Source organism: Collinsella tanakaei, assembly GCF_016900375.1.
Taxonomy (GTDB): domain Bacteria; phylum Actinomycetota; class Coriobacteriia; order Coriobacteriales; family Coriobacteriaceae; genus Collinsella.
Genome location: NZ_JACJKB010000013.1, coordinates 39,952 through 63,994, shown reverse-complemented (window position 1 = coordinate 63,994; position 24,043 = coordinate 39,952). Strand labels below are relative to the sequence as shown.

Sequence of the window (24,043 nt, the reverse complement as noted above, 5' to 3'; positions counted from 1 at the left end):
TGCGCATCCGACGGGGTACAACGGGATGCGTATCAACTCGAAATGAGAGGTGACCTCATGGATACCAACCAGTTTGAGATTCACTCCAACGCCGTGCGCTATGTTGACCCCGAAGGGACCGTGCTCGCCGAGGTGACGTTCCCCGCCGAGGACGGCAGCGTGGTCAACATCAACCATACGTTTGTCGACGAGTCGCTGCGCGGCCAGGGCATTGCCGGCAAGCTGCTGGAAAACGTCGCGCAGGAGCTGGAGGAGACCGGCCGCCGCGCGCACGCGACGTGCAGCTACGCCGTGCAGTGGTTCGAGAAGCATCCCGAGCGAGCATCGCTGCTCGCGTCGTAGGAGCATCCGGATCGAACGCGTGAAGGCGCCGCCGCGCAGCCAAGCTGCGCGGCGGCGCCTTCGTGTGCGGCGGCTGCAGGCGGGGCCTGCGCGTCCTCCCCAGATTCGCTACAGCAGGGCAAACGCCAGAAGAACCGCCAGGAACGCCACGTTCCACGCCGTGAACATCACGAGGTAGCGGCCCTTGTGGGCGGGCAACCACAGCGCGAGCTGCTTGTAGGAGATGAGGCTCGCCATGGAGGCGATGAGCGTGCCCAGCCCGCCGATGTTCGTGCCCACGATGAGGGCCGGAAGGTCGGATGTGAAGCCCGACAGCAGAATCGCCGTGGGCACGTTGGAGAGCACCTGGCTCGCCACGACAGACACGATGAGCTCGTGGCCGGTGACCACCGACGCGATGAAGGCGTCGATCGCCTCGATACGGCCCATGTTGCCCACGAAGACGAAGAACGCCACGAAGGTCACGAGCAGGCCGTAGTCCACGTGCGCAAGCGCGCCGCGGTCCGCCACGACCCCCACGAGCAGGGCGACGGCCACCGGAACACCCACGGGCACGACATGCGCCACGGCGAGCAGCGAGACGGCGAACACCGCCACCCACGGCACGATACGCGCCGGCGCGAGCGCATCCGGCTCAGCCGTCGCGGTGACGGGCGCACGGCCGCGGTGGGCATCGACAAGCTCCTCGATGCCGTCGCGCTTGAGCGCCTGGCCCGCCACCACGATCACGATGGCGAGCATCGCGAGAGCCGCCGCCGCATACGGGGCGACGAGCAGCATGAAGTCGGGCAGCGGCATGCCCGAGGCCGAATACAGATAGAGGTTCTGGGGATTGCCAACCGGCGTCAGCATGCTGCCCACGTTGGCGGCGATGGTCATCATCACCACGGTGAAGCAGGTGAGCTTGGGCGAGCGCAGCGAATCGAGCGCCAGCAGCGCCAAGGGCACGAAGGTCACGAGGGCGACGTCGTTCGTGATGAACATGCTCGAGAAGAAGGCCAGCAGCGTGAGCGCCAGGATGAGCGGGCGCGTACCGCGGATGGCCGCGAGCAGGTGCCGGCATGCGACGCGGAACACCCCCGCGCGCGAAAGGCCGGTCATGGCTGCCATGAGGCTGAACAGCAGCCCGATGGTATGCAGGTCGACGTAGTCGGCATAGCCCGCATCGGGCGGCACCGCCGCGCACGACGCAAGCGCGAGCACCGTCGCGATCGCCAGCACCGGATCTTTGCCCACAAGCGAGCGCAGGCTCCTGATTCGCCTTCTTACTGCCGCCACGAATGCCCTCCCTCGAATCGTCCTCGGCGCCCCTTTCGCCAAGACGGCCCGATGGAGTATAGCGGGACATGCACGCCTGCGGCATCACCCGACCAAATCCATACGCGCAGCGAACAAACTTGGCCTCTCTCGGCTACGTCCCCAATGAGGCCAACAATGGCACCATTGGGGACGTAGCCGAAAGAGGCCAAGCGCAAGGGCTACATGATGAGCATGGCGTCGCCGAAGCTGAAGAAGCGGTAGCGCTCGTTCACGGCCTCAGCGTAGGCATCCATGATCTGCTCGCGGGTCGCCAGCGCGCTCACGAGCATCATGAGGGTCGAGCGCGGCACGTGGAAGTTCGTGATGAGCGCGTCCACCACGTGGTAGGTCGAGCCGGGCATGAGGTACAGGTTCGTCGTGGCGTCGGCGCGGGCGGTGATATCGCCGCGGCCGAGCGTGTCGGCGCCGTCCACACGACCCTCGAAGTAGCGCGCGACCACGGGCGGCTCGGACGCGGGCGCCTCCGCATCGAACGCGCTCTCCAGCGAGCGCACGGCCGTGGTGCCGACCGCGATCACGCGGTGGCCGGAAGCCTTGGCCTCGTGCACGGCGTCGATGACCTCGGCCGGCACGTGGTAGCGCTCGGTGTGCATGACGTGCTGCGTGGGATCGTCCTCCTCCACCAGGCGGAACGTGTCGATGCCGACCTCGAGCTCCACGGCGACGAACTTCGCGCCCTTGGCCTCGATGCGCTCCATGAGCTCGGGCGTGAAGTGCAGGCCGGCCGTCGGCGCCGCGGCGGAGTGCTCCTCCTTCATGGCGTAGACGGTCTGGTACTTCTCGGGATCGCCCTGGTAGTCGGTGATGTAGGGCGGCAGCGGCACGTGGCCGGCCGCATGGATCGCCTCGTCGAGCGTGCGGGGCTGCCCTTCGGCGTTCTCGCCCGCCGGCGTGAAGCGCACGAGGCGGCCGCCGCGGCTCTCGGGCACGAAGTCGATGACCTCGCCCGTGAGGACCACCGGTGCCGACTCCGGCGCGTGCAGGCCACCCGCGCGGTACTCGATGACCGCGCCCGGCTTCAGGCGCTTGCCCGGGTTGACCAGGCACTCCCACACATGACCCAGCGCGTCGATGTCCTCGCGACGGCGCAGCAGCAGCGTCTCGGCCACGCCGCCCGTCTTGGCCTTGCGGCCGATGAGGCGCGCGGGCATGACGCGCGTCTGGTTGATGACGAGCACGTCGCCCGGCTCGATGTAGTCGATGACGTCGCGGAAGATCCGATGCTCCACCGTACCCCCGTGCGCGAGCGCGATGCGCCCGTCGCCCTCCTGTGCCTCGCCGCGACGGTCGAGCACGAGCAGGCGGCAGCTGTCGCGCGGCTCGGCAGGAGCCTGGGCGATCAGCTCTTCGGGCAGGTTGTAATCGAAATCATCGGTGCGCATGGATGGGCCTTCTTCGTACAGCCGCAGGTGCGGCGGGTTTTCAACGCTCCCTATCCTAACGCAACGCGGCAGGAAGCACGGCCCCTCCCCCATTCTCCACGAGCGACAGGTTTGTACCTGGCACCTTCTTGTCGGTGCCATAATAGGGGGACCACATCACCGCATGCGAGAAGGAAGAACCATGAAGATCTTCGCGTTCGCGCTCCGTCCGTTCGACGAGCTGGAGTACCTCGATGCCCTGAGCCGCGAGCTCGGCTTCGACTACGACTGGACGCCCGACTACCCCACGCTCGAGAACGCTCACCTGGCAGCCGGCTCCCAGGGCGTGAACATCATCACGAACCCCATGACGCCCGAGCTGCTCGACGCGTACCGAGATCTTGGCGTCACCGGACTCGCCACGCGCTCCATCGGCTACGACCACATCGATATCGAGCACGCCCGCGCCATCGGCATGCGCGTGGGCCACGCGGCCTATCCGCCCGAAGGCGTGGCCGACTACACCATCATGCTCATGCTCATGGCGCTGCGCCGAGCGAAGTTCGTGTTCCGCCAGGTTGCGGTACAGGACTTCTCGCTTGCGGGCAAGATCGGACGCGACCTCAAATCGTGCACGGTCGGCGTGGTGGGCACGGGCGCCATCGGCTCGTGCGTCATCCGCCAGCTGGCGGGCTTCGGCTGTCGCATCCTCGCGTGCGACCCCTTCCCCAAAGATGCCGCTCGCGCCCAGGCCACCTACGTCGACCTGGACACGCTGCTCGCCGAATCCGACATCGTGACACTGCACGCCCCCGGCCTGCCGGAGAACCACCATATGATCGGCGCGGAGCAGTTCGCCCGCATGAAGGAGGGTGCGCTGCTCGTCAACGCGGCGCGCGGCATGCTCGTCGATACCGGCGCGCTCGTCGATGCCATCGAGAGCGGCCATCTCGGCGGCGCCGCGCTCGACACCATCGAGCACGAGGCGGGCCTGTACTACCTGGACCGCACGCGCGACGTCCTGCCCAACCGCGACCGCGCGATCCTGGATGCGCTGCCGAACGTCATCGTCTCGCCGCACATGGCGTTCTACACCGCCTGCGACGTGGAGGCCATGGTCCGCACCACCGTCGAGGCCCTGCTCGCCTTCGACCGCGGCGAGGCAACCCCCTACGAAGTGCTGTAACGCAGAAACGGACAACCGAGATGGCCAAAACGCTCTACCTTATCGGCGGACCCATGGGCGTGGGAAAGACCGCCGTCGCCCGTCGCCTGCGCGACGCGCTCCCCGCCTCAGTCATGCTCGATGGCGACTGGTGCTGGGACGCCAGCCCCTTCGTGGTGACCGACGAAACCAAGGCCCTCGTTCTTGACAACATCTGCCATGTGCTCGGGAACTTCTTGCGCTGCTCTGCCTACGAAAACATCGTGTTTTGCTGGGTCATGCACGAGCAGGCGATTATCGACGCCATCTGCCGCCACCTGCCACTCGCAGAAACCGGTTGCGAGGTCGTATCTGTTTCGCTCACCTGCACGGCAGATGAGCTGCGTCGGCGCATCGAAGGCGATGTTTCTGCGGGCGTCCGCACGTCCGACGTCATCGAGCGGGCCCTGGCGCGCTTGCCGCTTTACGGCACCCTCGACACTATACATATGGACACAACGGACATGAACCCCGACCAGGTGGCAGAGCGCATCGCGCATCTCGCTCGCTTCGACAAGATCCGCACCCTGCGTTTGCTCGACCGCCGCGGCATCCCCTACGAGCTCGCGGAGCACGCCGCGGTCTTCACGGTGCAGGAGGCGCACGACGAGCAGGTCCCCTTTGCGGAATTCGGCGCGAAGAACCTTTTCCTGCGCGACGACAAGCACCGCGCGTACTATTTGGTGGTCCTGCCCGACGCCAAGGAGGTGTCGCTCAAGCGCATCCAAGAGCTACTCGGCTCGCGCCGCCTTTCCTTTGCCTCCGCAAATGACCTGGACCGCATGCTCGGGCTCATCCCCGGCGCCGTCTCGCCGCTCGGCGCGCTGAACGACGCGGAGCATCGCGTGGAGGTCGTCCTCGACCGCGCGCTCGTCGACGCCGGCAAGCTCACCGCGCACCCCTGCGACAACACGGCCACCGTGCTCATGGGTACGCAGGACCTCATCGACCTGCTGGAATCCCGCGGCACCACGGTGCGCGTCATCGACGCATAGAAAACGGCCGCCCTCGCAGGCGGCCGCAGCGGTGCGCATCAGAACGTCACGTTGCCGAACTCGGACAGCTTCAGCTCCGGGTTGTGCTCCGTCGCCCAGTCGACGTTCCACGGGCTCGTGAACAGCAGCAGCTTGCCGCCGCGCATGTCCTCGACGCGCAGCGTGTCGCGCGTGAGGTTGAGCGCCTTGACGTCGATCGCACCCGGCTCGTTGGCAATCCAGCGGATGTCGGTGTAGCCCAGAGCCTGACGGCGCACGTTGACGCGGTACTCGCTCAGCAGGCGCTGCTCGAGCACCTCGAACTGCAGCTCGCCCACCACGCCGACGATGACGCTCTCCATGCCGGCGCCGAGCTCGCGGAAGATCTGGATGGCGCCCTCCTGAGCAAGCTCCTCCATACCCTTCACGAACTGCTTGCGCTTGAGCGTATCCACCTGGCTGACGCGCGCGAAGTGCTCCGGCGCGAACGTCGGGATGCCGGCGTACTGCACGCGGCGCGACGGCGCGCACACGGTATCGCCGATCGAGAAGATACCCGGGTCGAACAGGCCGACGATGTCGCCGGCATATGCCTCATCGACCGTCGCGCGGTCATCGGCCATCATCGCGGTGCCGGTCGCCAGCTTGATCTTGCGGTTGCCCTGCACGTGGAGCGCGTCCATGCCGCGCTCGAACTTGCCCGAGCAGATGCGCACGAAGGCGATGCGGTCGCGGTGGTTCTTGTCCATGTTGGCCTGGATCTTGAAGACGAAGCCCGAGAAGGCGTCCGTCGCGGGGTCGACCGGCTCGCCCGTGAGCGCGTCGGTATGCGCTGAGGGCGCGGGCGCCAGGCGCAGGAAGTCCTTCAGGAAGGGCTCCACGCCGAAGTTCGTGAGCGCGGATCCGAAGAACACCGGCGAGAGCTTGCCGGCGCGCACGGCGTCGAAATCGAACTCGTCGGCCGCGCCGTCGAGCAGCTCGATGTCGTCCATGAGGTTGCGGTGGTTCTCGGCGCCGATGAGCTCGTCGAGCGCCGGGTCGCCGAGCTCCGCCTCGACCTCGTTCACCTTCTTGGACGCGTTGGCACGCCCGTCGCCCTCGAAGGCCAGCACATAGCGGCTCGCGCGGTCGAACACGCCGCGGAAGTTCTTGCCGTTGCCGATCGGCCAGTTCATGGGGCAGGTGCCGATGCCCAAGACGTTCTCGATCTCCTCCATGAGCTCGAAGGGGTCGCGGGTCTCGCGGTCGAGCTTGTTCACGAAGGTGAAGATGGGAATGCCGCGCAGGGCGCACACGCGGAAGAGCTTGACGGTCTGGGCCTCGACGCCCTTGGCGCCGTCGATGACCATGACCGCCGCGTCGGCCGCCATGAGCGTACGGTAGGTGTCCTCGGAGAAGTCCTGGTGGCCCGGGGTGTCGAGGATGTTCACGCAGCATCCGCCATAGGTGAACTGCAGCACCGACGACGTGACGGAGATTCCGCGCTGCTTCTCGATGTCCATCCAGTCGGACACCGCGTGCTTGGCGCTGCTCTTGCCCTTGACCGAGCCGGCCGACTGGATGGTGCCGGTGTAGAGCAGGAGCTTCTCGGTAAGCGTGGTCTTACCCGCGTCGGGGTGCGAGATGATGGCGAATGTGCGCCTCGACGCGATCTCGTCGGCGATGCTTGGCATGTGGATGATCCCTTCGTATGCGTTTGACCGTGGGTATTGTAGCGGCAAGCAGATGGAAGGAAGGGGCAGGCACCATATTCCCACGAAGGACTGGCTGCAAAAACCGGGGACTTTGGATGGTTTTTTCTGCCCGGATCCAAACGGACACGCAATTGACCTCGCGTTTTCGCAGGCAGAATAGGCGCCGATACGGGCCCGGGCTGCAAAATCAGTCCAAAGTCCCCGGTTTTTGCTAACGCCGACCCCCTATCGCCTCTTTTGATGAGTCGCCGGACGGGAAGAAAGCGCCAAGTGGTGAGCAGCACGTAGGAGCCGATGTCGAAAACCCGGGACCCTACCGCCTGAGCCTAGAGCGGGCGGCGAGCACGGTGAGCACGACGCCGACGACCGACAGCGCGCCGAACACGTAGAACGTGAACGCGAATCCTTGGGAGAACAGCTCGACGCCGCCCTCGGCATAGGATGCGATCGGGCGTCCCGCAAGGGCGCTCATGTGGCCGTACAGTAGCGCCGTGCCGCCGGTCACGCCCACCGACATGCCCAGGTAGCGCACAAGCGACACCACGCTGCCGGCAAAGCCCAGGTGCTCGCAACCGACCGAGCCCATGACGAGCGAGTTGTTGGGCGACTGGAACAGGCCCATCCCCACCGCCATGACGAGCATGCCGGCGACGATCCACGCAAGCGGGGCCGTCGTGGGCAGGCTCCCCGTGAACGAGATGCCCACTGCGTACACCGCAAGGCCGATGCCCCACGGCAGGGCGCTGCCGATGCGGTCGGACACGGCACCGCTTATCGGCCCGACGACGGCCATGCCGAGCGGGATGGCGGTGAGGGCGAGCCCCGCCACGCTCGACGGGAACCCGCAGGCATCCTGCAGGAAAAACGGCAGCAGGTACTCGGTGCCGCCTACAGCGGAAAAGCAGATGAGCATGGGACGAGGTTCACCGAGAACGGGACGTTGCGAAACGCATCGAGCTGCACGAGCGGATCGGCGGCACGGCGCTCGACGGCGATGAACGCGGCGAGCAGCGCAGCGCCCAGCGCGAACATCGCCACGAGCGCAGGCGTCACGCCCTGCGCCATGAACGTGAGCGAGCAGAAGAGCAGCACGATCGCGGGCACGACGAGCACGGCGCCGGCAACATCCAGGCATCCGCGCGCGCCACCGGCCGCATCGCGTGGCAGCGTCCTCATGCCCACGGCGAACGCCGCGGCACCGATGGGCACGTTGATGAGGAAGATCGACTCCCAGGGAAACGCCGCCACGAGCATGCCGCCGATGGTGGGGCCGCACATCATGCCGAGCGACACGAAGGTCGATACGATGCCGAGCGCCCGGCCGCGCTGGTCGGCCGGAAAAGCCTCGGTAACGATGCCCATGTTGTTCGCCATGGCGCTCGCCGCGCCGACGCCCTGCACGGCGCGTGCCGCGATAAGCGCCGGCAGCGTCGTGGACAGGCCACAAAGCGCAGAGCCTGCCGTAAAGAGCGCCACGCCCGCCTGGAACAGACGAACCTTGCCCAGGGCATCGCCCAGGCGGCCGAAGATGAGCACCGTGGCGCAGCAGGCCAGCAGGTAGACGGTCGACACCCACTGGATGCCCGCGGCCGTTGCTGCAAGCTCGCGCTGCATGACGGGCAGGGCGATGTTGACGATGCTGCTATCGAGCGTGGACATGAACGTCATGTCCACGACGGTGAAGAGGACGACCCATTTGTTGGGCCGCGGACAGGCGTCGGTTGCGATTTCAGGACTCACGCGAAACCTCCCAGGCGAGCGCGGACAGATCCACGCGCCTGGCAACGCGCCTCCCCGGCGCTGTGCGCCGGGCGCTATCGCGGCAAACGAGCAGCCGCGACGGGTTCGCCCATCATACCAAACAAGATGGGCGACAAGATGGTGCCGGGTTCAATCTTGTCGCAAGCCGCCAGAGGGGCACGGCGTAGAGGAAGACGGCGAGCGCCATGCTCTCGATCGGCGCGCCCATGGAGGCGAGCGGCACGCCGCCGGCGATGGACCAGGGCACAAGCCCCGCCACCAGCACGACCGAGTCCTCAAGGTCGAGCGCGTGGTCCTCTGCGGACGTCGCGAGGTCGCGGCTCAGCTGGTGCGCGAGCATGATGGCGAGCGTCTGGTTGCACGAGATCGCCGAGGCGAGCACCGAGATGCCGAGCGTTGCCGCGAAGGGCGACATGCGTGCGGACAGGCGCGCCACCACACCCTCGACGCCGTGAAGAAGGCCCGTCTCCTCGAAGATGCCCGCGTAGGTCGAGGTGATGACCACGATGGCGATGGCCGACACCATCGACGCGATGCCGCCGCCTGCAAGGGCCGCCGTCTCGGGCGTAGGCGCCGTGAAGCCGAACAGGGCGGTGCGCAGGACATCGGCCGCACCCATCCCCTGCACGGCCAGGCAGAGCGGGACGGAAGACACGATGCCCGCCGCGATTACGAGCAGGATGTCCATCCGCGCAAGCGCAAGGGCAAATACGAGTGCCGGGGGCACCAGCACGATGGGCGACAGGTCGAACGCGGCCGCCAACGCCTTTGCGGTATCGGCACCGGCGGCGCCGGCGGGCACGAGCCAGCCCAGCACGAAGTAGATAAGGCAGGTCAGCGCAAACGGCACGACCGCCGTGCGCAGCATGTTGCGAAGGTTGCCATAGAAGTCGGTGCCGGTGATGTTGGCCACGAGCAACGCGCTTGTCGAGATGGGCGACCAGCGATCGCCGAAAAACGCGCCCGAAAGCGCCGCACCGCCGGCAAGCACGAGCGGCACGTCCATACTCGCCGCGATCGAGATGCAGATGGCGCCCATGGTCGCCGCCGTGCCGAACGAGGTGCCCGTGAGCACCGACACCAAGCAGCTGAGCAGAAACGTCATGAGCAGAAGGAGCCCCGGCGTGATGAGCGGAACGGCGTAATACACGATGGCCGGGATGACGCCCGCCGCGCGCCAGAGTCCCGTGAGGACGCCCACGGTCACGAGCATGCCCAGGATGCGGCAGATGGGGCGAACGCCGTGCCAGCACATCTCGGCCACCCGGCGCGGCGAGTTGCCGGCACGCCACGCGTAGACGCTAAACAACGCGAGCCCCGCCACGAGCGCGTACGCCGTCGGGATGCCCACGGCGACGCAGGCAACGAGCACGGCGACGAACGCACCTAGCACGAACAGTTCCACAACGCCCCTTCCGCTCAATGCAGGTGAAAAAACCTCTAGGGTGTTTTCACCTAACTATAGCCCTGCGACCCAGGCGAACAGGCGTGCAACGATGTCGGACGCGTCGGCTCGCGCGGCCAGGTGGAACACCGCGTGGGCGCCCTCGTCCACGATGGGCACGACGGCGCGGCCGGGAACGGGATCGCTTTGGAACGGGGCATCTGTGATAAACGTGCAGTGCGGTGTCGAATGGGAAAGCTGCGTGAACACCATGCGGTCGCGCTGCTCGATGTAGGTGGCATCTGGAATCTCGCGGTCGACGACGCCGCGCCAAAATCCGATCTCGGTCATGATGAGAAAGGTCTCGCCGGCGAGGTCGGCAAAGGTCACCTGACGCCGCGCCGCGAGGGGGTGGTTCGGTGGCAACGTCACCGAGAGGTTCTCGCGCATGAGCTCGCATGACATAAGGCCCGGCCGGTGCGGCGGATCGAGCACGATACCGAAGTCGAAGGCCCCCTCCACCACGCCGCGCAAGACCGAAGCCTCGTCGACGATCTCGGAGGTAAGCGTCTCCTGCGGAAATCGCTCGACCATAAGTCCCGTCAGGCGCCATACGGGCGCGGGCGCCACCGACGCCACGCGCAGGGCGTGCACGCGCTGAGCCGCCGCGGCAACCGCCTCGCGCATGAGGCGCTCGTCGCGCAGCAGCTCGCGGGCCCAATCCACGGCCACGCGACCGACGTCGTTCAGCGCGATGCGCCTGCCCTCGCGGTCGAACAGCGCGCAACCGAGCTCCGTCTCAAGCCGTTGGATGGAGCGGCTGAGCGCTGGCTGCGAGATATGCAGCTCCTCGGCCGCGGCGGACACGGTCCCCAGCCGCTCAATCGCCTCGATCTGCCGCATCTGCTCGAGCTCCATCACGTTCCCCTTCTTCCGCATGCCAGTGTGCAATCGTGGTCTCCTTATGCGTTGAACGCATATAAATAGCGCCATCTTGCATTGTACTTTCAAGCATTTGTGCAGGACACTTGCATTGTAAGCAATACCTCACAGAAAGGAATACCGCATATGACTGCATCGGTTCCCGCCTTCACCCTCGCGAACGGACGCACGATTCCCGCCATGGGTTTCGGCGTCTACATGATGAGTTCCGAGGAGGTGCTCGAGCATCTTCCGCAAGCGCTCGAACTTGGCTACCGCCACATCGATACGGCAAACGCATACTTCAACGAGGTCGCCGTGGGCGAGGTCATCCGCTCCTGCGGCATTCCGCGTGAGGAGCTCTTCGTGACCACAAAGCTCTTCCCGCAAAGCTACCCGTATGAGCAGTGCGCAGCTGACATCGACGCCACGCTCGCGCGCCTGGGCCTAAACTACGTCGACCTGCTGCTGTTCCACCAGCCCTACGGCGACTACGCCTCCGGCTGGCGCGCCATGGAGGAAGCGGTCGCCAACGGCAAGGTACGCGCCATCGGCCTCTCTAACTTCCCGGTGCACAAGATCGACGAGATCCTCGAGGTCGCAACCATCAAGCCCGCGGTGCTGCAGGTCGAGATCAACCCCTACTGGAACCAGCACGAACTCAAGGCGACCCTGGCGAAACGCGGACTTTCCGACACCGTGTACGAGGGCTGGTACCCGCTCGGCCACGGCGATGCCGCCCTGCTCGCCGAGCCCGTGTTCACCGAGATCGCCGCTGCGCACGGCAAGACGCCCGCGCAGGTCATCCTGCGCTGGAGCTACCAGGAGGGCAACGTCACGTTCCCGAAGACGCTGAACCCTGCGCATATGGCCGACAACCTCAACATCTTCGACTTCGAGCTCACCGACGACGAGATGGCTCGCATCAACGCCCTGCCCCAGCGCCCCTACTACGAGGTGCCCGAGGAGCCGCCCGCGTTCGTGCTGACGGTCAACGACTACAGCAAGCAGGCGACGTCTGGCCCCCGCTCCCCCATGCGCCCAAACGGCGAATAACGGCAGCGCTCCCGATGCGCACCTCCGTTTACGAAAGAAAGGATCGCCATGCTCTACAAGACCCTCAACAACGGCGTGAAGATGCCCATGCTCGGCTTCGGCGTGTTCCAGACGCCGCCGGAGGACACCGCGCGCTGCGTGGCGCAGGCACTCGACGCCGGATACCGCCTGATCGACACCGCGCAGGCCTACGGCAACGAGGAGGGCGTCGGCGCCGCGGTGGCGGCCAGCGATGTCCCGCGCGACGAGATCTTCATCACCTCGAAGATATGGGTCTCGAACATGAATTACGAGCGCGCAGCCGCCTCGATCGACAAGACGCTCGCCAAACTGGGCACCGACTATATCGACCTCATGCTGCTCCACCAGATGATGGGCGACTATCCGGGCGCCTACCGCGCCATGGAGGACGCCTACCGTGCCGGCAAGATTCGCGCGATCGGCGTGTCCAACTGCAATCCGGAGCGCCTCGTGGACCTCTGCGCGCTCGCCGCGGTGCCGCCCGCGGTGAATCAGATCGAGACGCACCCCTTCCGCCCGCAGCGCGAGGCACACGAGCTGATGGAGCGGCTCGGCGTGGCTCACGAGGCCTGGGCACCGTTCGCCGAGGGGCAAAACGGCATCTTCACCAACGAGGTGCTCGCCGGCATCGCCCAGAAGCACGGCAAGACGCCTGCGCAGGTCGTGCTGCGCTCGCTTCTGCAGCAGGACGTGATCGTCATCCCCAAGACCGTGCGCCCCGAGCGCATGGCGGAAAACATCGACGTCTTTGACTTCGAGCTCGACGCGGACGACATGGCAGCCGTCGCCGCGCTGGAGGACCCCGCCTTCCCTAGGATCTTCGACCACTTCGACGTCGATACCGTGAGCTGGCTTCTGAACGACCTCGTGAAGACACAGCAGCTCGCTGGCGCCACCCTGTACTAGCATGCAAGTTTGGGGACAGGTCCCAAACTTTCACAAGGAGGAATGATGTCCAAGCTCTACCTTATGCGTCACGGTCAGACGCTGTTCAACGTACTCAAACGCAAGCAGGGCTGGTGCGACTCCCCGCTCACGGAGCTGGGACGCGAGCAGGCGCGCCGCGCGGCCGCGTGGTTTGCTGAGCACGATGTCGCATTCGATCACGCCTACTCGTCAACCTCGGAGCGCGCCGTCGATACGCTTGAGCTCGTGCTCGAGGGTATCGGCCAAACCGAGCTCCCCTACGAGCGCGTGAAGGGCCTGAAGGAGTGGAACTTCGGCGGCTTCGAGGGGCTCACGGAAGACGTGAACCCGCCTCTGCCCTACGGCGACTTCTACGTGCCGTTCGGCGGCGAGGGCGAGATGGCCTTCCGTGAACGCCTCGTGACCACGATCACCGCGCTCATGCAGCGCCCCGACCACGAATGCGTGCTCATGGCGTCGCACGGCGCAGCGGTGGCGCAGTTTTTGCGCGCCCAGGGCGCGCACGCGGAGGCGCGCCTGCGCGGCGACGGCCGCCGCATCGGCAACTGCGGCATCACGGTGTACGAGTTCGATCCCGCCACAGCAACTTTCGACGCGCTCGAGCTCATCAACCCCAACGGGTAATGCATGCAATTCCTTGGTTTTTTGCTGCGGCATGCAAGACAATCGTCCCGCATGCCGCACCGCTTGTCGCGTTGAACCCGACCGACAAGATTGAACCCGGCCCCATCTTGTCGCTGTTAGCGCGCGGTGTCCCTGCGAACGAGCACGGGGTCGACCACTTTGTGGATGGGCTCATCCAGAGGCTTCGGCCGACGCTTCTTCCGCTCCTCCATCTGCATCACCAGCACCTCCATCGCCTCTTGTGCAATCGTTTCGACCTGCTGCCCCACCGTGGCTATGGGGACGATGGATTCCCGAGATACGGGAGAATCGTCAAAGCCGACGATCAGATAGTCGTCCGGCATCTCGCGCCGCGCACGCACAATCAAGTTGAGCAGCATGTTCGCGTACGTATCGTTCGACACGAACACGCTCTTGCGCTTTCCCTTCTACGCCGCCCTCATCGGCGGTGGCATCGGCGCCGCGTACGCCACCATGGTCCACGTGCTGTCCGTCTCGCAGGGACCCTGCGGCATCATCGGCGTCATCTGCATCCGCCCCGACTGCATGGTGCAGTTCCTCGTCTCGACAATCATTGCCATCGTGTGCACGTTCATCATCACGCTGACCTTTGGCAAGACGATCGGCCGAAAGCAAATCGCGTAGCATAAAGGACCGCAACATACCATGCGGCGGCAGAAGCGGTGCGGTGGTGGGGCGATTGCCTTGCACGCCGCGCCGCCTGCCGCGTTGTACTATCGTTCAATACACCACGACCTCCAATGGATAGGAATGTATGAAACAGACAGGCCATATCAAAGCACCCGGCAACTGGATCAACGACCCAAACGGATTCATCTACTACCGCGGGCGTTACCACGTGTTCTACCAGCATTTTCCCTATGAACCTCGGTGGGGCACCATGCACTGGGGCCACGCGGTGAGCACAGACCTCGTCCACTGGGAGCACCTGCCCATCGCGCTGTACCCCACCAAGCCGCAAGATCGCAACGGCTGCTTTTCGGGAAGCGCCGTTGAGCACGACGGCAAGCTCTACCTGTTCTACACCGGCGTGCGCTACCGCCAGGAGAACCCCGAGAACATACACAAGCACGTGGACAACGACTTCGAATCATGCCAGATGCTTATGGTTTCCGACGACGGCGAGCACTTCGACAACCTGGGATCCAAGCACGTAATCATCCCCAAGATCACCGATCCCGAGGTGGGTGACGTCACGCACACGCGCGACCCGAAGGTCTGGCGCGGTTCGGACGCCTGGTACATGGTGCTGGGCAGCACGCGCCACAACGAGGGCGAGGTGCTCATCTATCGCAGCCGTGACCTCACGACGTGGGAGCTGGCCGGGCAGGCGGAGCGCCCGGGCATCGGCTGGATGTGGGAGTGCCCCGACTGGTTCACGGTCGACGGGCAGGGCGTCTTGCTGTTCTCCCCCATGGGATATATGAAAGACTGCGCCTGTCCGCCCGATATGTCGCTCTGCGCGCTCGCCGATTTTGACGAGGCGACGTGCGCCATGCACATCGCGGACGACGGGCGCTTCTTCGATTACGGGCTTGACCTCTACGCACCCCAAAGCACGCTCGACGCCGAAGGGCGCCGCATCGTGATCGCATGGCTGCGCATGCCTGGACCGGTCGATGAGGGCAGCCGCCCCTGGTGGGGCATGATGTGCCTGCCACGCGTCGTGTCGGCGCGCGACGGGCGAGCGCGCTTCTCGGTGCACCCCGATGTGCGCGCAGCTTACGCGCACCCGATTGCCGCGCCTTCAGAGGCGGGCAACGGGGGCTTCCGTATGACGCTTGAGCTGCACGAGGGCGAGACCCTCGACATCGGCGGCTACCGCATCGCACGGATAGAAGGACGCCTTCGCGCCGACCGCAGCGCCGTGTGCCCGCACAATGGGAAGTGCCGGCTCGTCTCCGAGACGCCCGAGGCTCGCGAGGGCGATCATCTGGAAATCTACGTGGACGGCAATATCGTCGAGACCTACGTGAACGACGGCGAGTACACGCTCACCAATGCGGTCTATGGGCTCAGCGACGATATTCATCTCGAAGGTACCGGCACGATCGCGCTCTACGGCCTTAGGTGAAAAGACCTCTAGGGTAATTTCACCTAGTCGAAGCGGCTGATGAAGCCCTCGACGGCGGCGAGGCACTCATCGGGGTGCGTGATATTGGCCAGATGCGGTGCGCCCTGGATGAGCGTCCATTCGCAGCCGGGGATGAGGTCGACGCTCTCCTTGATGGTGTAGGGCGTACCCTCGTCATCGGTTCCAGAAAGCGCCATGCACGGCACGCGGATGCTCTTCACGCCCTCGCGGATGTCCCAGTCCTTGAGCTTACCGGTGCACACGAACTCGCTCGCGCCCTGCATGACCATGTAGCACTCGCCCGTGCCCGCGTTGGAGTCGATAATCTCCTGCGGATAGTCGGCGGCGTAGACGCCCATCACGTGGCGCTTGTAGTACTCGTCGGCTGCCGCTGCCGCCGCCGGCGCGTCATAGTCGCCCGTGCGCTCCGCTTCCTCCAGGGCCTCCTGCATGTCCTTCGGGAGATACCGGATGAGGCGGCGCGCCTCGGAAAGCCAGGTATCGATGCGCACCGGCGAGCTGTTGATCACGAACGAGTTGACTCCCGCGTCGTCCCTCATCATGCAGAGCATGCCGAGCATGCCGCCCCACGAGTTGCCGAACAGGTGGATGTCGTCGAGACCGAGCGCGCGGCGCACGGTGTAGAACTCGTCGATCCACAGGTCGCAGGTGTAGAAGTCGTCCTCCTGATGAGGGATGGCGCTCTTGCCGCAACCGATCTGGTCGTAGAACACCACGGTGCGCCCGTAGCGGTCGGCAATCTGCGCGTAGGTGAGCAGGCAGTTGTGGCAGGCGCCGGGACCGCCGTGCAGCACGAGCAGCGGCTTTTTGCCCGCGGCGGGCTCATCCGGCTCGACGGTCTTGCAGTAGGTCTTGAACCCAGCGTAGTCGACATAGGTCTCGGTGATGTGCGCCATGGCAGGCTCCTTTGCTCCCGCGTCGATAGATATGGGATAGATACCCGCGCCGCACCCGAGCCATGCAAGTTTTTATGACGGGCGAGACGGGTCCAGCGTCATAAGGCTCATAATGCCATGACCCACCCGGCCGCCGCGCGCCAACGGGGCACGCAGAGCGCAAAAGCATGACAGTGGAACCTGTCCTAACTGTCATCATTGGGCCTCGTGGTCGGGAGCTGGACAATCTGACCAGATATGTATCTTTTTTCGCCGGTCCGGAGGGAGAAATAGGGGTTCGAAGTGGCGGGACAGAAGCTCACACCTGTTATTCTCGGGGAATCGCAATATTTCATATTGCGATTCCATGTCTCATCGAGGTGTGTCGCCAACCGAATAGTACATATCTGGGGAGATTGCCCACATGGGCCTTACGGGAGGGCCGGCAGGGCCAAAACGAGCCGAATCGCTGGCGGCAAAGCACAAAAGAACCCGGCTCCAGCGCCGATGCGAATCGAGGCACACGTCGCGAGAAGTGATGGGGCCCCGCAGAAGCCGGGACATAGATGCAAGTTTGGGACCTGTCCCCAAACTTGCATGTCAGCCGTAGTGGCGGATATCGCGCTCGAGGTAGCGACGGCGCTCGACCGTGGGGTGAGCATCGTTGATCTGCCGGTAGCGCGGGCAGTCCTCGGCGTGGTCGTTAATAATGCCGCACGCCTGCAGGTGCGAGTAGACGACCACGGGGCCCAGGTACTTGAAACCGCGCCGCTTGAGGTCCTTCGAGATCTTCGCCGAAAGCCCGTTGCTCACCGGGATGTAACCCTGGGCATGCTTGTGGTAAAGAATCGTCTTGTTGTCCGAAAAGCCCCACAGGTAGGCCGAGAAGCTGCCGAACTCCGCGCGCGCCTCCAGAAAGCGCTGCGCGTTGTTGATGATGGCCTCGACCTTGCGACGCGAACGGATCATCCCCGGCGTCGCCAAGATGAGCTCTACGTCGTCCTCACCGTACGCCGCCACGCGATCGTAGTCGAAGCCGTCGAAGCATCCACGCAGGATCTCACGCTTCGCCATCATCATGTTCCAATTGAGTCCGCACTGCATGACCTCAAGCGAGAGGAACTCGAATTGCCCGATATCGTCGTGCAGCGGCACGCCCCACTCTTCGTCGTGGTAGCGGCGCGTGATCTCGCTCGATCTATCCCAATCGCAGTACGACATGGTCACCCCCCGACAAGATTGTACCTGGCACCATCTTGTCACTTTTCGGCACAGGTTGCCCAGAAGGTGGGGATGCCCAGCTCGTGCAGGCGACCTTCGCCATTGGTGTCCTCGTACAGGTCGAGCAGGCGGAAGCCCGCCTGGATCTGCCCACGGATCTGCTCGTCGAGCGTGTGCGAGAACTGCACGCCCCAGTCGGCGAGCTCCCCTTCGGGGATGAGCGAGGGGTCGCGCAGCGGGTTGAACGGCAGGCCGCGCACGATACGCCCCTCATCATCGTCCACCACGTAGTTGAACCCGTTGTCGAGACCCGCCAGCAGGCGGCCGCCCGGCGCCAGCACGCGGAAGCACTCGCGCCAGACCGGCAGGACCTTCTCGATGTAGCAGTTGGACACCGGATGGAAGATGAGGTCGAACTCCCCGTCCTCGAAAGGCAGCGGGCGCGTCATGTCGGCGCGCACGGTACGGATCTCGTAGCCCTCGCGCTCGGCGACAAGCCGCTCCGAGGCGATCTGCTTCTCGGAGTAGTCGAGTACCGTGCACGCGGCGCCCATCGCCGCGAAGATCGGCATCTGCTGGCCGCCGCCGGCCGCAAGGCCGAGCACGCGGATCCCGCGCATGTCGTCGAACAGCCAGCTGCGCGGAACCTCGCGCGTGGGCGTGAGCACCATGGACCGGTCGCCCGCGAGCGCCGCCTCGTAGCGCTCGTGCGAGATGGGCGTCCCCCACTGCCAGCCGCCTTCAATCCACTGGTCGATGATCCGCGCGTTCAGATCGGTATACGAATCGGTCGGGGCGGTATCCTCCGCGCCCGTACCCCCATGTTTCTGCAATCCCATATCCGCTCCTTCATGACAGTTAGGACGGGGCCAGCTGTCATAAGTATGACAGCTGGCCCCGTCCTAACTGTCATGCTCTTTCTGCTAGCGGCGCATGAACAGCAGCGGATAGGGCGCGCCCTCGCTGTCAGTTTCGGTGCGGCGGTAGGTCGCAAACCCCATGCGCTCGTAGAAGCCAACTGCCTGCGGGTTCTGCTCGTTGACGGAGACCTCGGTCGCACCGTGCTCGGAGATCGCGCGCTCGACCAAGCCGAAGCCGATACCCTGCCCGCGGCAGGCAGCCGACACGAAAAGCATCTCGATGAAGGTGCCCTCCATGCCGAGGAACCCGACCGGCTCGCCGTCGCGCATGCACACGAGCAGCGTCGGCACACCCGCGATGGCCTGCGGGACCATCGCGCCGATGCGTTCGACCTCGCCCGCAGGCAGGTAATCGTGCGTCGCGCGGACGGCGCCCTCCCACACCGCGCAGAGCGCATCCACGAGCTCAGGCGTGCGATCCGCCGCTTCGATCTCAACGATATGCAACATAGACCCGCTCCCCTTTCCCGTAACCGATAAGATGGGGCCAGGTTCAATCTTGTCGCTTGGCGCTCAGACGCGTTGTTCCCGCATCATGCTACCGTAAGATGCACGCCAGTCGGGCCAGCAAGCCGCCAACCGTCGACCGTCGAAAAGGAGCCCCGTGAGCGAAAACCCAACTCCAAATCGCGTCCTTGTCGCGGGCTGTCCCGGCGCCGGCAAGAGCACCTTTGCACGCCGGCTTTGCGACCGCCTCGGCCTGCCGCTCGTCCACCTCGACATGATCTGGCACAAGCCGGACGGCACGCACGTGACACATGAGGAGTTCGACCGCAGCCTCGATGCGGAGCTGGCGCGCGACCGCTGGGTCATCGACGGCAACTACCTGCGCACGCTCGAACGGCGCCTCGCCCGGGCGGACACCGCGTTTCTGTTCGACCTGCCGACCGCCACCTGCCTTGCCGGAGCCGCCGCGCGCATCGGGCACCCGCGCGAGGACCTGCCTTGGGTCGAGTCTGAACTCGACCCCGAATTCGTCGACTACATCCGCCGCTTTCCCGTCGAACAGCGCCCACAGCTGCTCGAAACCCTTGGAACCCGCCCCGCGGGGTGCCGGCTGGTCACCTTCCGCTCGCACGCGGAGGCGGACGACTATCTCGAGCGTATGCGACAAGATTGAACCTGGCCCCATCTTGTCGGCTCCATCTTGTCGGCTAATCCTCAATCGTACGGATGCTGGGGATCGCCCAGGTCGCCACGGCAAGCAGCGCCATCGCAACGCCCGCGCCCGCAAACCAGACCGGCGCGCCCACGGCGTCGGCGAACAGCGACGAAACCGCAAGGCCCACCGGCATCGCCCACGACATGATGGCGCCATACAGGCCGAACACGCGGCCCAGGTACTCGGGCGGAATCTTCTCCTGCATGAGCGCGGTCTGCGGGCCGGAATAGAACGGCGAGCTCAGGCCCATGAGGAAGCTCATCGCCAAAAACAGCAGGTAGCCGTTCGCGCCGAGCATACCCGCCACGAAAGTCGCAACACCGTAGAGAGCCGTGGCCGCCACCACGGTGAGCGCGCGGTTCCTGAAGCCGCCCGTCGAGGCGAGCAGCGCCGAGCCGGCGATCATGCCCACCGAGAACACGATCTCGGCGGTCGCCGCGTCGGTCGTGGTGCCGCCGAAGTGGTCGAGCGTCATGAGCGGAAAGAGCGCCGCGATGGGCGAGAACACAAGCGTGAACACGAAGCCGCACCACAGCAGCGCGAACAGGCCGCGATAGCCGCGCAGCACGCGATATCCGGCGGCCGTCTCGCCCATGAGCGCGCGGACCTGCGCGGCGACGCCGACGCGGCCCTCCCCCGTCGTCGTCTGCGCGCCGCCCGCGTCGAGCCGCGCCGCGAGCACGGCTACCGTGGCGAACAGCGCGCCGGCGACATCGAGCGCAATCATCGCCGTGAAACCCCACAGCGGGTAGATCACCGCCGCGAGGGCCGTGCCCAGGATGTAGCCGCCCGACTGCACCGCCTGCGTGACGCCCGCCAGGCGGGTCAGGTGCTCGGCCGGCGCCACAAGCGGCGTCAGCGTCTGGAACGCCGGGGTGTGGAAAGCGCTGCCGATGGCTCGGAAGAACAGCGCCGCGATGACCACCCAAACCGGTAGCGCGCCCATCGCCGACACGAGCGCCACGACGCCGCTCACCGCGGCGATGAACAGATCGGCGCCGATGAGCACGCGCTTGAGCGGCAGCCGGTCCACGATGGCGCCGGCGAAGGTTCCGAACAGCGCCAGCGGCAGAAAGCCCGCGAGCGACGCCAGCGACAGCATGCTCGCGGAATTCGTCGCGAGCGTGATATGCCAGATGAAGCCCATCTGCAGAATGGAGCTCGTGAGCACCGAGACGAGCTCACCGACCCACACGCAGGCGAGCTTCGCCTGCCACGACCGATTGGCCATGAGATCCCCCTTGTTGTTCAGCAGACGCTCGGGCGACAAAGCTCGCCCCCGCCCTTTCGCTACGGCTACATACGATCGAGTAGCTTACCATACCGTTCGCGCAAACAGTCTTCTACGTGTTGGAATTCTGGAATGTAGCGCTCGATGATGACATCCACTAAAGCTCTTGCCTTGGTGGAATCGTATTCATGCGACGTGTTATTGCGATCGCGCAGCATGCACAGCCAGGTATCCTCATCCATGCAGTCGAAATACCGATAGGCAACCTTTATGATGTCTCGCGGCGAGCCGCTTGCCGAAACGGGATCGCCCTCGTACGACAGAAGCTGTTTGAACAGCTTCCACCCGAGTTCGAACTGCACGAAGAACTTGTCGATGACGCCGCCTTGGATGAACTCGTTCGCAAGATCCTGCTCATGCGCAGTCTTAAGGACCGACAAAGCGGACGCGTAGCTATCGAATCGCTTCATACAGCACCTTTCCATCCCGGGCGATCTCCGAGCGCAGCTCGTCCGATATCTGCTCATCAAGATTAACGACATCGACCTCCAGCAGCGACCAGAGACGCTCCTGCAGGTCCTCTTCGAATCCAGCCGCATCCCCACCGGAAAACGCGATATCAAGGTCGCTTTTCGGGGCATTATCGCCCCGAGCACGCGAACCGAAGAGCACGACCCGCTCAACCCCTCGCGCCCGCGCGAAGGCACGAATGTCCTCGTAAGTCCGCTCGATCGTCGGCATATGCCCTCCTTCGTCCACCCAATCATATCTGATGGCAGGGCGATTTGATGAGCGGCATACCGACAAGAGTGAACCCGGCCCCATCTTGTCGCTGCTTGATCGGGCGTAAGATTATGACACTGGAGCACGTCCTACCTGTCATGAAAGGATGCGATGGTATGGAATTCAGCGATGTGATCAAGAGCCGGTATTCCTGCAAGGAGTACGATTCCGCGCGTCAGGTGACGCCCGAGCAGCTCACGGCCATCCTCGAGGCGGGCCGCGTGGCGCCTACGGCCAAGAACCTGCAGGAGCAGCACATCTACGTATTGCAGGGCGATGCCGACCTCGCCCTGATCGACGAGCTCACCCCGTGCCGCTATGGCGCGCCGACCGTGCTCGTCGTGGCCTTCGACACGAAGAACGTCTACACCTACCCGGGCGACGAGCGCGATTCGGGCATCGAGGACGCGGCGATCGTGGCGACGCACATAATCCTCGCCGCTACGAACGAGGGCGTCGACAGCTGCTGGCTCAACCGCTTCGATCCCGCCGAGGCCAAGGCGAAGCTCGGCCTGCCCGACAACGAGGAGATCCTCATGCTGCTCGACCTCGGCTTTGCCGCCGAGGGCACGGGTCCGCTCGCGAACCACGCCAGCCGCAAGCCGCTCGAGGAGACCGTCACCTACCGCTAAAACGACAAGAAGGGGCCAGGTACAAACTTGTCGCGACTAGTTTGTACCTGGTCCCAACTTGTCACTTCCGGTCGATCACCAGGGTGCGCACGAGCGAGATGGCCAGCGCCGCGGCGACGAGTGCCGCCAGCAGATGGAACACCGTCGCCAGGCCATGCATGAAGAGCTCGGGCCGGTCCGCCACGAAGCTCGACACGCGATAGCCCGCCTCGGCACTCATGGTGCCATACAGCACGCCTGTGGAGATGGTGATGCCGAGCGACTGACCCAGATAGCGCATGAGGTTGCCGAGCGACCCCACGAAGCCGAGCATCTCGGGCTCAGCGTGACCCATGATCAGCGAGTTGTTGGGGCTCTGGAACATGGCGCTGCCGAGCGAGGTGAACATGAGCATGGGCACGATCCGCGCAATCGGCGTGTCGAGCGCGAGCGTCGAGAGCCCAAGCAGGCCGAGGGCGAAGACGACCTGACCGGCAAGCGTCGGCTTGATGCAGCCGATCCTGTCGGACAGGGCGCCCGAGAGCGTGCCGATCGTCGCGTTGACAAGCGGATAGCACGCCATCACGAGGCCCGCCACACCGGGCTCAAGGCCAAGCGCACTCTGCAGGTAGAACGGCATGATAATCGTCACGCCGGAGAGCCCCAGGAACACGAGCACCATCGCGATGAGGTCGATGTCGAAGCTCGCGTTGCGAAAGATCCGCAGCTGCACAAGCGGCTCGGCTGCGCGGCGCTCCACCGCGATGAACGCCGCCACCAGCGCCAGCCCACCCGCGAGCATGCCGAACTCCATCGGGCCAGCACCGTCCTCCATAAGCGTGATGGCGGCGAACACGAGCAGGATGGCGGGCACGACGAGCAGCGCTCCGGGCACGTCGAGCGCACGTTTCTCCGCAGGGCGCTGGTTGGGCAGGGCGATAGCGCCGATCGCAAACGACAGGATGCCGATGGGAATGTTGATCACGAAGATCGACTCCCAGGGAAACATCGACACGAGCACGCCGCCGACCGTGGGGCCCGCCATGGCGCCGAGCGCGGTGAACGTGGCAACCAAGCCCAGCGCGCGGCCGCGGCTCTCGGCGAAGAGCTCCGTGATGATGCCCTGGTTGTTGGCGAGGCTGCATGCCACGCCAAGCGCCTGCACGGCGCGCGCCGCCACGAGGACGGGCAGCGTCGTCGACAGTGCGCAGAGCGCCGAGCCCACCGTGAACAGCACGACGCCCGTCTGGAAGACGCGCACCTTGCCGAGCATGTCGCCCAGCCGGCCGAACACAAGCAGGAAGGCGCAGGTCACCACCAAAAACACGCTCGCCACGAGCTGGATCTCGGTCGCCTCGACGCCAAGCTCCGCCTGCATGGTGGGAAGCGCCACGTTGACGATGGTGCCGTCGAGCACCTCCATGAAGGTCATGCACAGGATGGCGAACAGCGCCAAGCCGCGGCGTGGCGCGCGACCGGGCCTCGATGGTGCCGTCATCTCATCGCTCATGTCGTAACTCCTTATCTACCCGCAT

26 protein-coding genes are annotated in these 24,043 nt (G+C 65.2%); 10 read left to right on the top strand and 16 right to left on the bottom strand.

Annotated features, from left to right (window positions below; genetic code table 11):
* The first annotated feature begins 57 nt into the window (after positions 1-57).
* Positions 58-342: a GNAT family N-acetyltransferase gene (locus tag H6A16_RS08555; protein ID WP_204618191.1), complete on the top strand. Its 285-nt coding sequence runs from the start codon at positions 58-60 to the stop codon at positions 340-342.
* Between the two features lie 108 nt (positions 343-450).
* Here the strand turns inward: H6A16_RS08555 and H6A16_RS08550 are convergent, their stop codons facing one another.
* Together H6A16_RS08550 and queA are read right to left on the bottom strand one after the other, a co-directional pair.
* Positions 451-1,620 carry an SLC13 family permease gene (locus tag H6A16_RS08550; RefSeq protein WP_204618189.1) on the bottom strand — a complete coding sequence of 390 codons (1,170 nt, stop codon included), beginning with the start codon at positions 1,618-1,620 and terminating at the stop codon, positions 451-453.
* Positions 1,621-1,820: 200 nt separating this feature from the next.
* Positions 1,821-3,044, bottom strand: a complete 1,224-nt coding sequence (queA, locus tag H6A16_RS08545) for a tRNA preQ1(34) S-adenosylmethionine ribosyltransferase-isomerase QueA (RefSeq protein WP_204618186.1) — start codon at positions 3,042-3,044, stop codon at positions 1,821-1,823.
* Positions 3,045-3,225: 181 nt separating this feature from the next.
* On the opposite strand from queA, the gene H6A16_RS08540 reads away from it, so the two are divergent.
* Both H6A16_RS08540 and H6A16_RS08535 read left to right on the top strand, forming a co-directional pair.
* On the top strand, positions 3,226-4,209 hold the full coding sequence (locus tag H6A16_RS08540) for a D-isomer specific 2-hydroxyacid dehydrogenase family protein (protein ID WP_204618184.1): 984 nt from the start codon (positions 3,226-3,228) through the stop codon (positions 4,207-4,209).
* Between the two features lie 20 nt (positions 4,210-4,229).
* Positions 4,230-5,222 (top strand): YbaK/EbsC family protein, encoded by a 993-nt coding sequence (locus H6A16_RS08535; RefSeq protein WP_204618182.1) that lies wholly within the window; start codon positions 4,230-4,232, stop codon positions 5,220-5,222.
* Positions 5,223-5,260: 38 nt separating this feature from the next.
* On the opposite strand, the gene H6A16_RS08530 is transcribed toward H6A16_RS08535, so the two are convergent.
* The 5 genes from H6A16_RS08530 to H6A16_RS08515 form a co-directional block, all read right to left on the bottom strand.
* Complete coding sequence (locus H6A16_RS08530) at positions 5,261-6,874, bottom strand: peptide chain release factor 3 (protein ID WP_204618180.1); 1,614 nt, start codon at positions 6,872-6,874, stop codon at positions 5,261-5,263.
* Between the two features lie 334 nt (positions 6,875-7,208).
* The gene (locus H6A16_RS10815; protein WP_239458298.1) at positions 7,209-7,808 is read right to left on the bottom strand and encodes an MFS transporter; all 600 of its coding nucleotides are present in this window, start codon (positions 7,806-7,808) and stop codon (positions 7,209-7,211) included.
* On the bottom strand, positions 7,784-8,635 hold the full coding sequence (locus tag H6A16_RS10810) for an MFS transporter (protein WP_342589745.1): 852 nt from the start codon (positions 8,633-8,635) through the stop codon (positions 7,784-7,786). The genes H6A16_RS10815 and H6A16_RS10810 overlap by 25 nt, the downstream gene beginning before the upstream one ends.
* 112 nt (positions 8,636-8,747) lie before the next feature.
* Positions 8,748-10,061 carry a Na+/H+ antiporter NhaC family protein gene (locus H6A16_RS08520; protein ID WP_204618178.1) on the bottom strand — a complete coding sequence of 438 codons (1,314 nt, stop codon included), beginning with the start codon at positions 10,059-10,061 and terminating at the stop codon, positions 8,748-8,750.
* A 54-nt stretch (positions 10,062-10,115) separates the two neighbouring features.
* Positions 10,116-10,958 (bottom strand): LysR family transcriptional regulator, encoded by an 843-nt coding sequence (locus tag H6A16_RS08515; RefSeq protein ID WP_239458307.1) that lies wholly within the window; start codon positions 10,956-10,958, stop codon positions 10,116-10,118.
* A 150-nt stretch (positions 10,959-11,108) separates the two neighbouring features.
* On the opposite strand from H6A16_RS08515, the gene H6A16_RS08510 reads away from it, so the two are divergent.
* The 3 genes from H6A16_RS08510 to H6A16_RS08500 are packed head-to-tail and all read left to right on the top strand — an operon-like array spanning position 11,109 to position 13,589.
* Positions 11,109-12,017 carry an aldo/keto reductase gene (locus H6A16_RS08510; RefSeq protein ID WP_204618174.1) on the top strand — a complete coding sequence of 303 codons (909 nt, stop codon included), beginning with the start codon at positions 11,109-11,111 and terminating at the stop codon, positions 12,015-12,017.
* A 48-nt stretch (positions 12,018-12,065) separates the two neighbouring features.
* Entirely contained in the window at positions 12,066-12,944 is an 879-nt protein-coding gene (locus tag H6A16_RS08505; protein WP_204618172.1) for an aldo/keto reductase, read from the top strand.
* A 45-nt stretch (positions 12,945-12,989) separates the two neighbouring features.
* Positions 12,990-13,589, top strand: coding sequence for a histidine phosphatase family protein (locus H6A16_RS08500; RefSeq protein WP_239458297.1), 600 nt, complete (start codon positions 12,990-12,992; stop codon positions 13,587-13,589).
* A 116-nt stretch (positions 13,590-13,705) separates the two neighbouring features.
* Here the strand turns inward: H6A16_RS08500 and H6A16_RS08495 are convergent, their stop codons facing one another.
* Entirely contained in the window at positions 13,706-13,969 is a 264-nt protein-coding gene (locus tag H6A16_RS08495; protein ID WP_204618168.1) for a substrate-binding domain-containing protein, read from the bottom strand.
* On the opposite strand from H6A16_RS08495, the gene H6A16_RS08490 reads away from it, so the two are divergent.
* Entirely contained in the window at positions 13,968-14,234 is a 267-nt protein-coding gene (locus H6A16_RS08490) for a hypothetical protein (protein WP_204618165.1), read from the top strand. The two genes, H6A16_RS08495 and H6A16_RS08490, sit on opposite strands and share 2 nt — an antisense overlap.
* Before the next feature lie 130 nt (positions 14,235-14,364).
* The gene (locus tag H6A16_RS08485) at positions 14,365-15,684 is read left to right on the top strand and encodes a glycoside hydrolase family 32 protein (protein ID WP_204618163.1); all 1,320 of its coding nucleotides are present in this window, start codon (positions 14,365-14,367) and stop codon (positions 15,682-15,684) included.
* Positions 15,685-15,707: 23 nt separating this feature from the next.
* Here the strand turns inward: H6A16_RS08485 and H6A16_RS08480 are convergent, their stop codons facing one another.
* The 4 genes from H6A16_RS08480 to H6A16_RS08465 form a co-directional block, all read right to left on the bottom strand.
* A complete protein-coding gene (locus tag H6A16_RS08480) occupies positions 15,708-16,601 on the bottom strand; it encodes a proline iminopeptidase-family hydrolase (protein ID WP_204618161.1) in 894 nt (297 codons plus the stop codon).
* 579 nt (positions 16,602-17,180) lie between these two features.
* On the bottom strand, positions 17,181-17,801 hold the full coding sequence (locus H6A16_RS08475) for a DNA-3-methyladenine glycosylase I (protein ID WP_204618159.1): 621 nt from the start codon (positions 17,799-17,801) through the stop codon (positions 17,181-17,183).
* A 38-nt stretch (positions 17,802-17,839) separates the two neighbouring features.
* Positions 17,840-18,640 carry a class I SAM-dependent methyltransferase gene (locus H6A16_RS08470; protein WP_204618157.1) on the bottom strand — a complete coding sequence of 267 codons (801 nt, stop codon included), beginning with the start codon at positions 18,638-18,640 and terminating at the stop codon, positions 17,840-17,842.
* Positions 18,641-18,724: 84 nt separating this feature from the next.
* Positions 18,725-19,171: a GNAT family N-acetyltransferase gene (locus H6A16_RS08465; RefSeq protein WP_204618155.1), complete on the bottom strand. Its 447-nt coding sequence runs from the start codon at positions 19,169-19,171 to the stop codon at positions 18,725-18,727.
* A gap of 154 nt (positions 19,172-19,325) precedes the next feature.
* Between H6A16_RS08465 and H6A16_RS08460 the strand changes: the two genes are divergently transcribed.
* Positions 19,326-19,841: an AAA family ATPase gene (locus H6A16_RS08460; protein WP_204618153.1), complete on the top strand. Its 516-nt coding sequence runs from the start codon at positions 19,326-19,328 to the stop codon at positions 19,839-19,841.
* Positions 19,842-19,875: 34 nt separating this feature from the next.
* Here the strand turns inward: H6A16_RS08460 and H6A16_RS08455 are convergent, their stop codons facing one another.
* From H6A16_RS08455 to H6A16_RS08445, 3 genes are all read right to left on the bottom strand, one after another.
* Positions 19,876-21,114: an MFS transporter gene (locus tag H6A16_RS08455; RefSeq protein WP_204618151.1), complete on the bottom strand. Its 1,239-nt coding sequence runs from the start codon at positions 21,112-21,114 to the stop codon at positions 19,876-19,878.
* 65 nt (positions 21,115-21,179) lie between these two features.
* Entirely contained in the window at positions 21,180-21,584 is a 405-nt protein-coding gene (locus H6A16_RS08450; protein WP_204618149.1) for an HI0074 family nucleotidyltransferase substrate-binding subunit, read from the bottom strand.
* A complete protein-coding gene (locus H6A16_RS08445) occupies positions 21,568-21,855 on the bottom strand; it encodes a nucleotidyltransferase family protein (protein ID WP_204618146.1) in 288 nt (95 codons plus the stop codon). The genes H6A16_RS08450 and H6A16_RS08445 overlap by 17 nt, the downstream gene beginning before the upstream one ends.
* 158 nt (positions 21,856-22,013) lie before the next feature.
* Here H6A16_RS08445 and H6A16_RS08440 point away from each other — a divergent pair, with 158 nt between their 5' ends.
* Positions 22,014-22,529, top strand: coding sequence for a nitroreductase family protein (locus tag H6A16_RS08440; protein ID WP_204618143.1), 516 nt, complete (start codon positions 22,014-22,016; stop codon positions 22,527-22,529).
* A gap of 61 nt (positions 22,530-22,590) precedes the next feature.
* On the opposite strand, the gene H6A16_RS08435 is transcribed toward H6A16_RS08440, so the two are convergent.
* The gene (locus tag H6A16_RS08435) at positions 22,591-24,018 is read right to left on the bottom strand and encodes an MFS transporter (protein WP_204618141.1); all 1,428 of its coding nucleotides are present in this window, start codon (positions 24,016-24,018) and stop codon (positions 22,591-22,593) included.
* Positions 24,019-24,043: the final 25 nt, after the last annotated feature.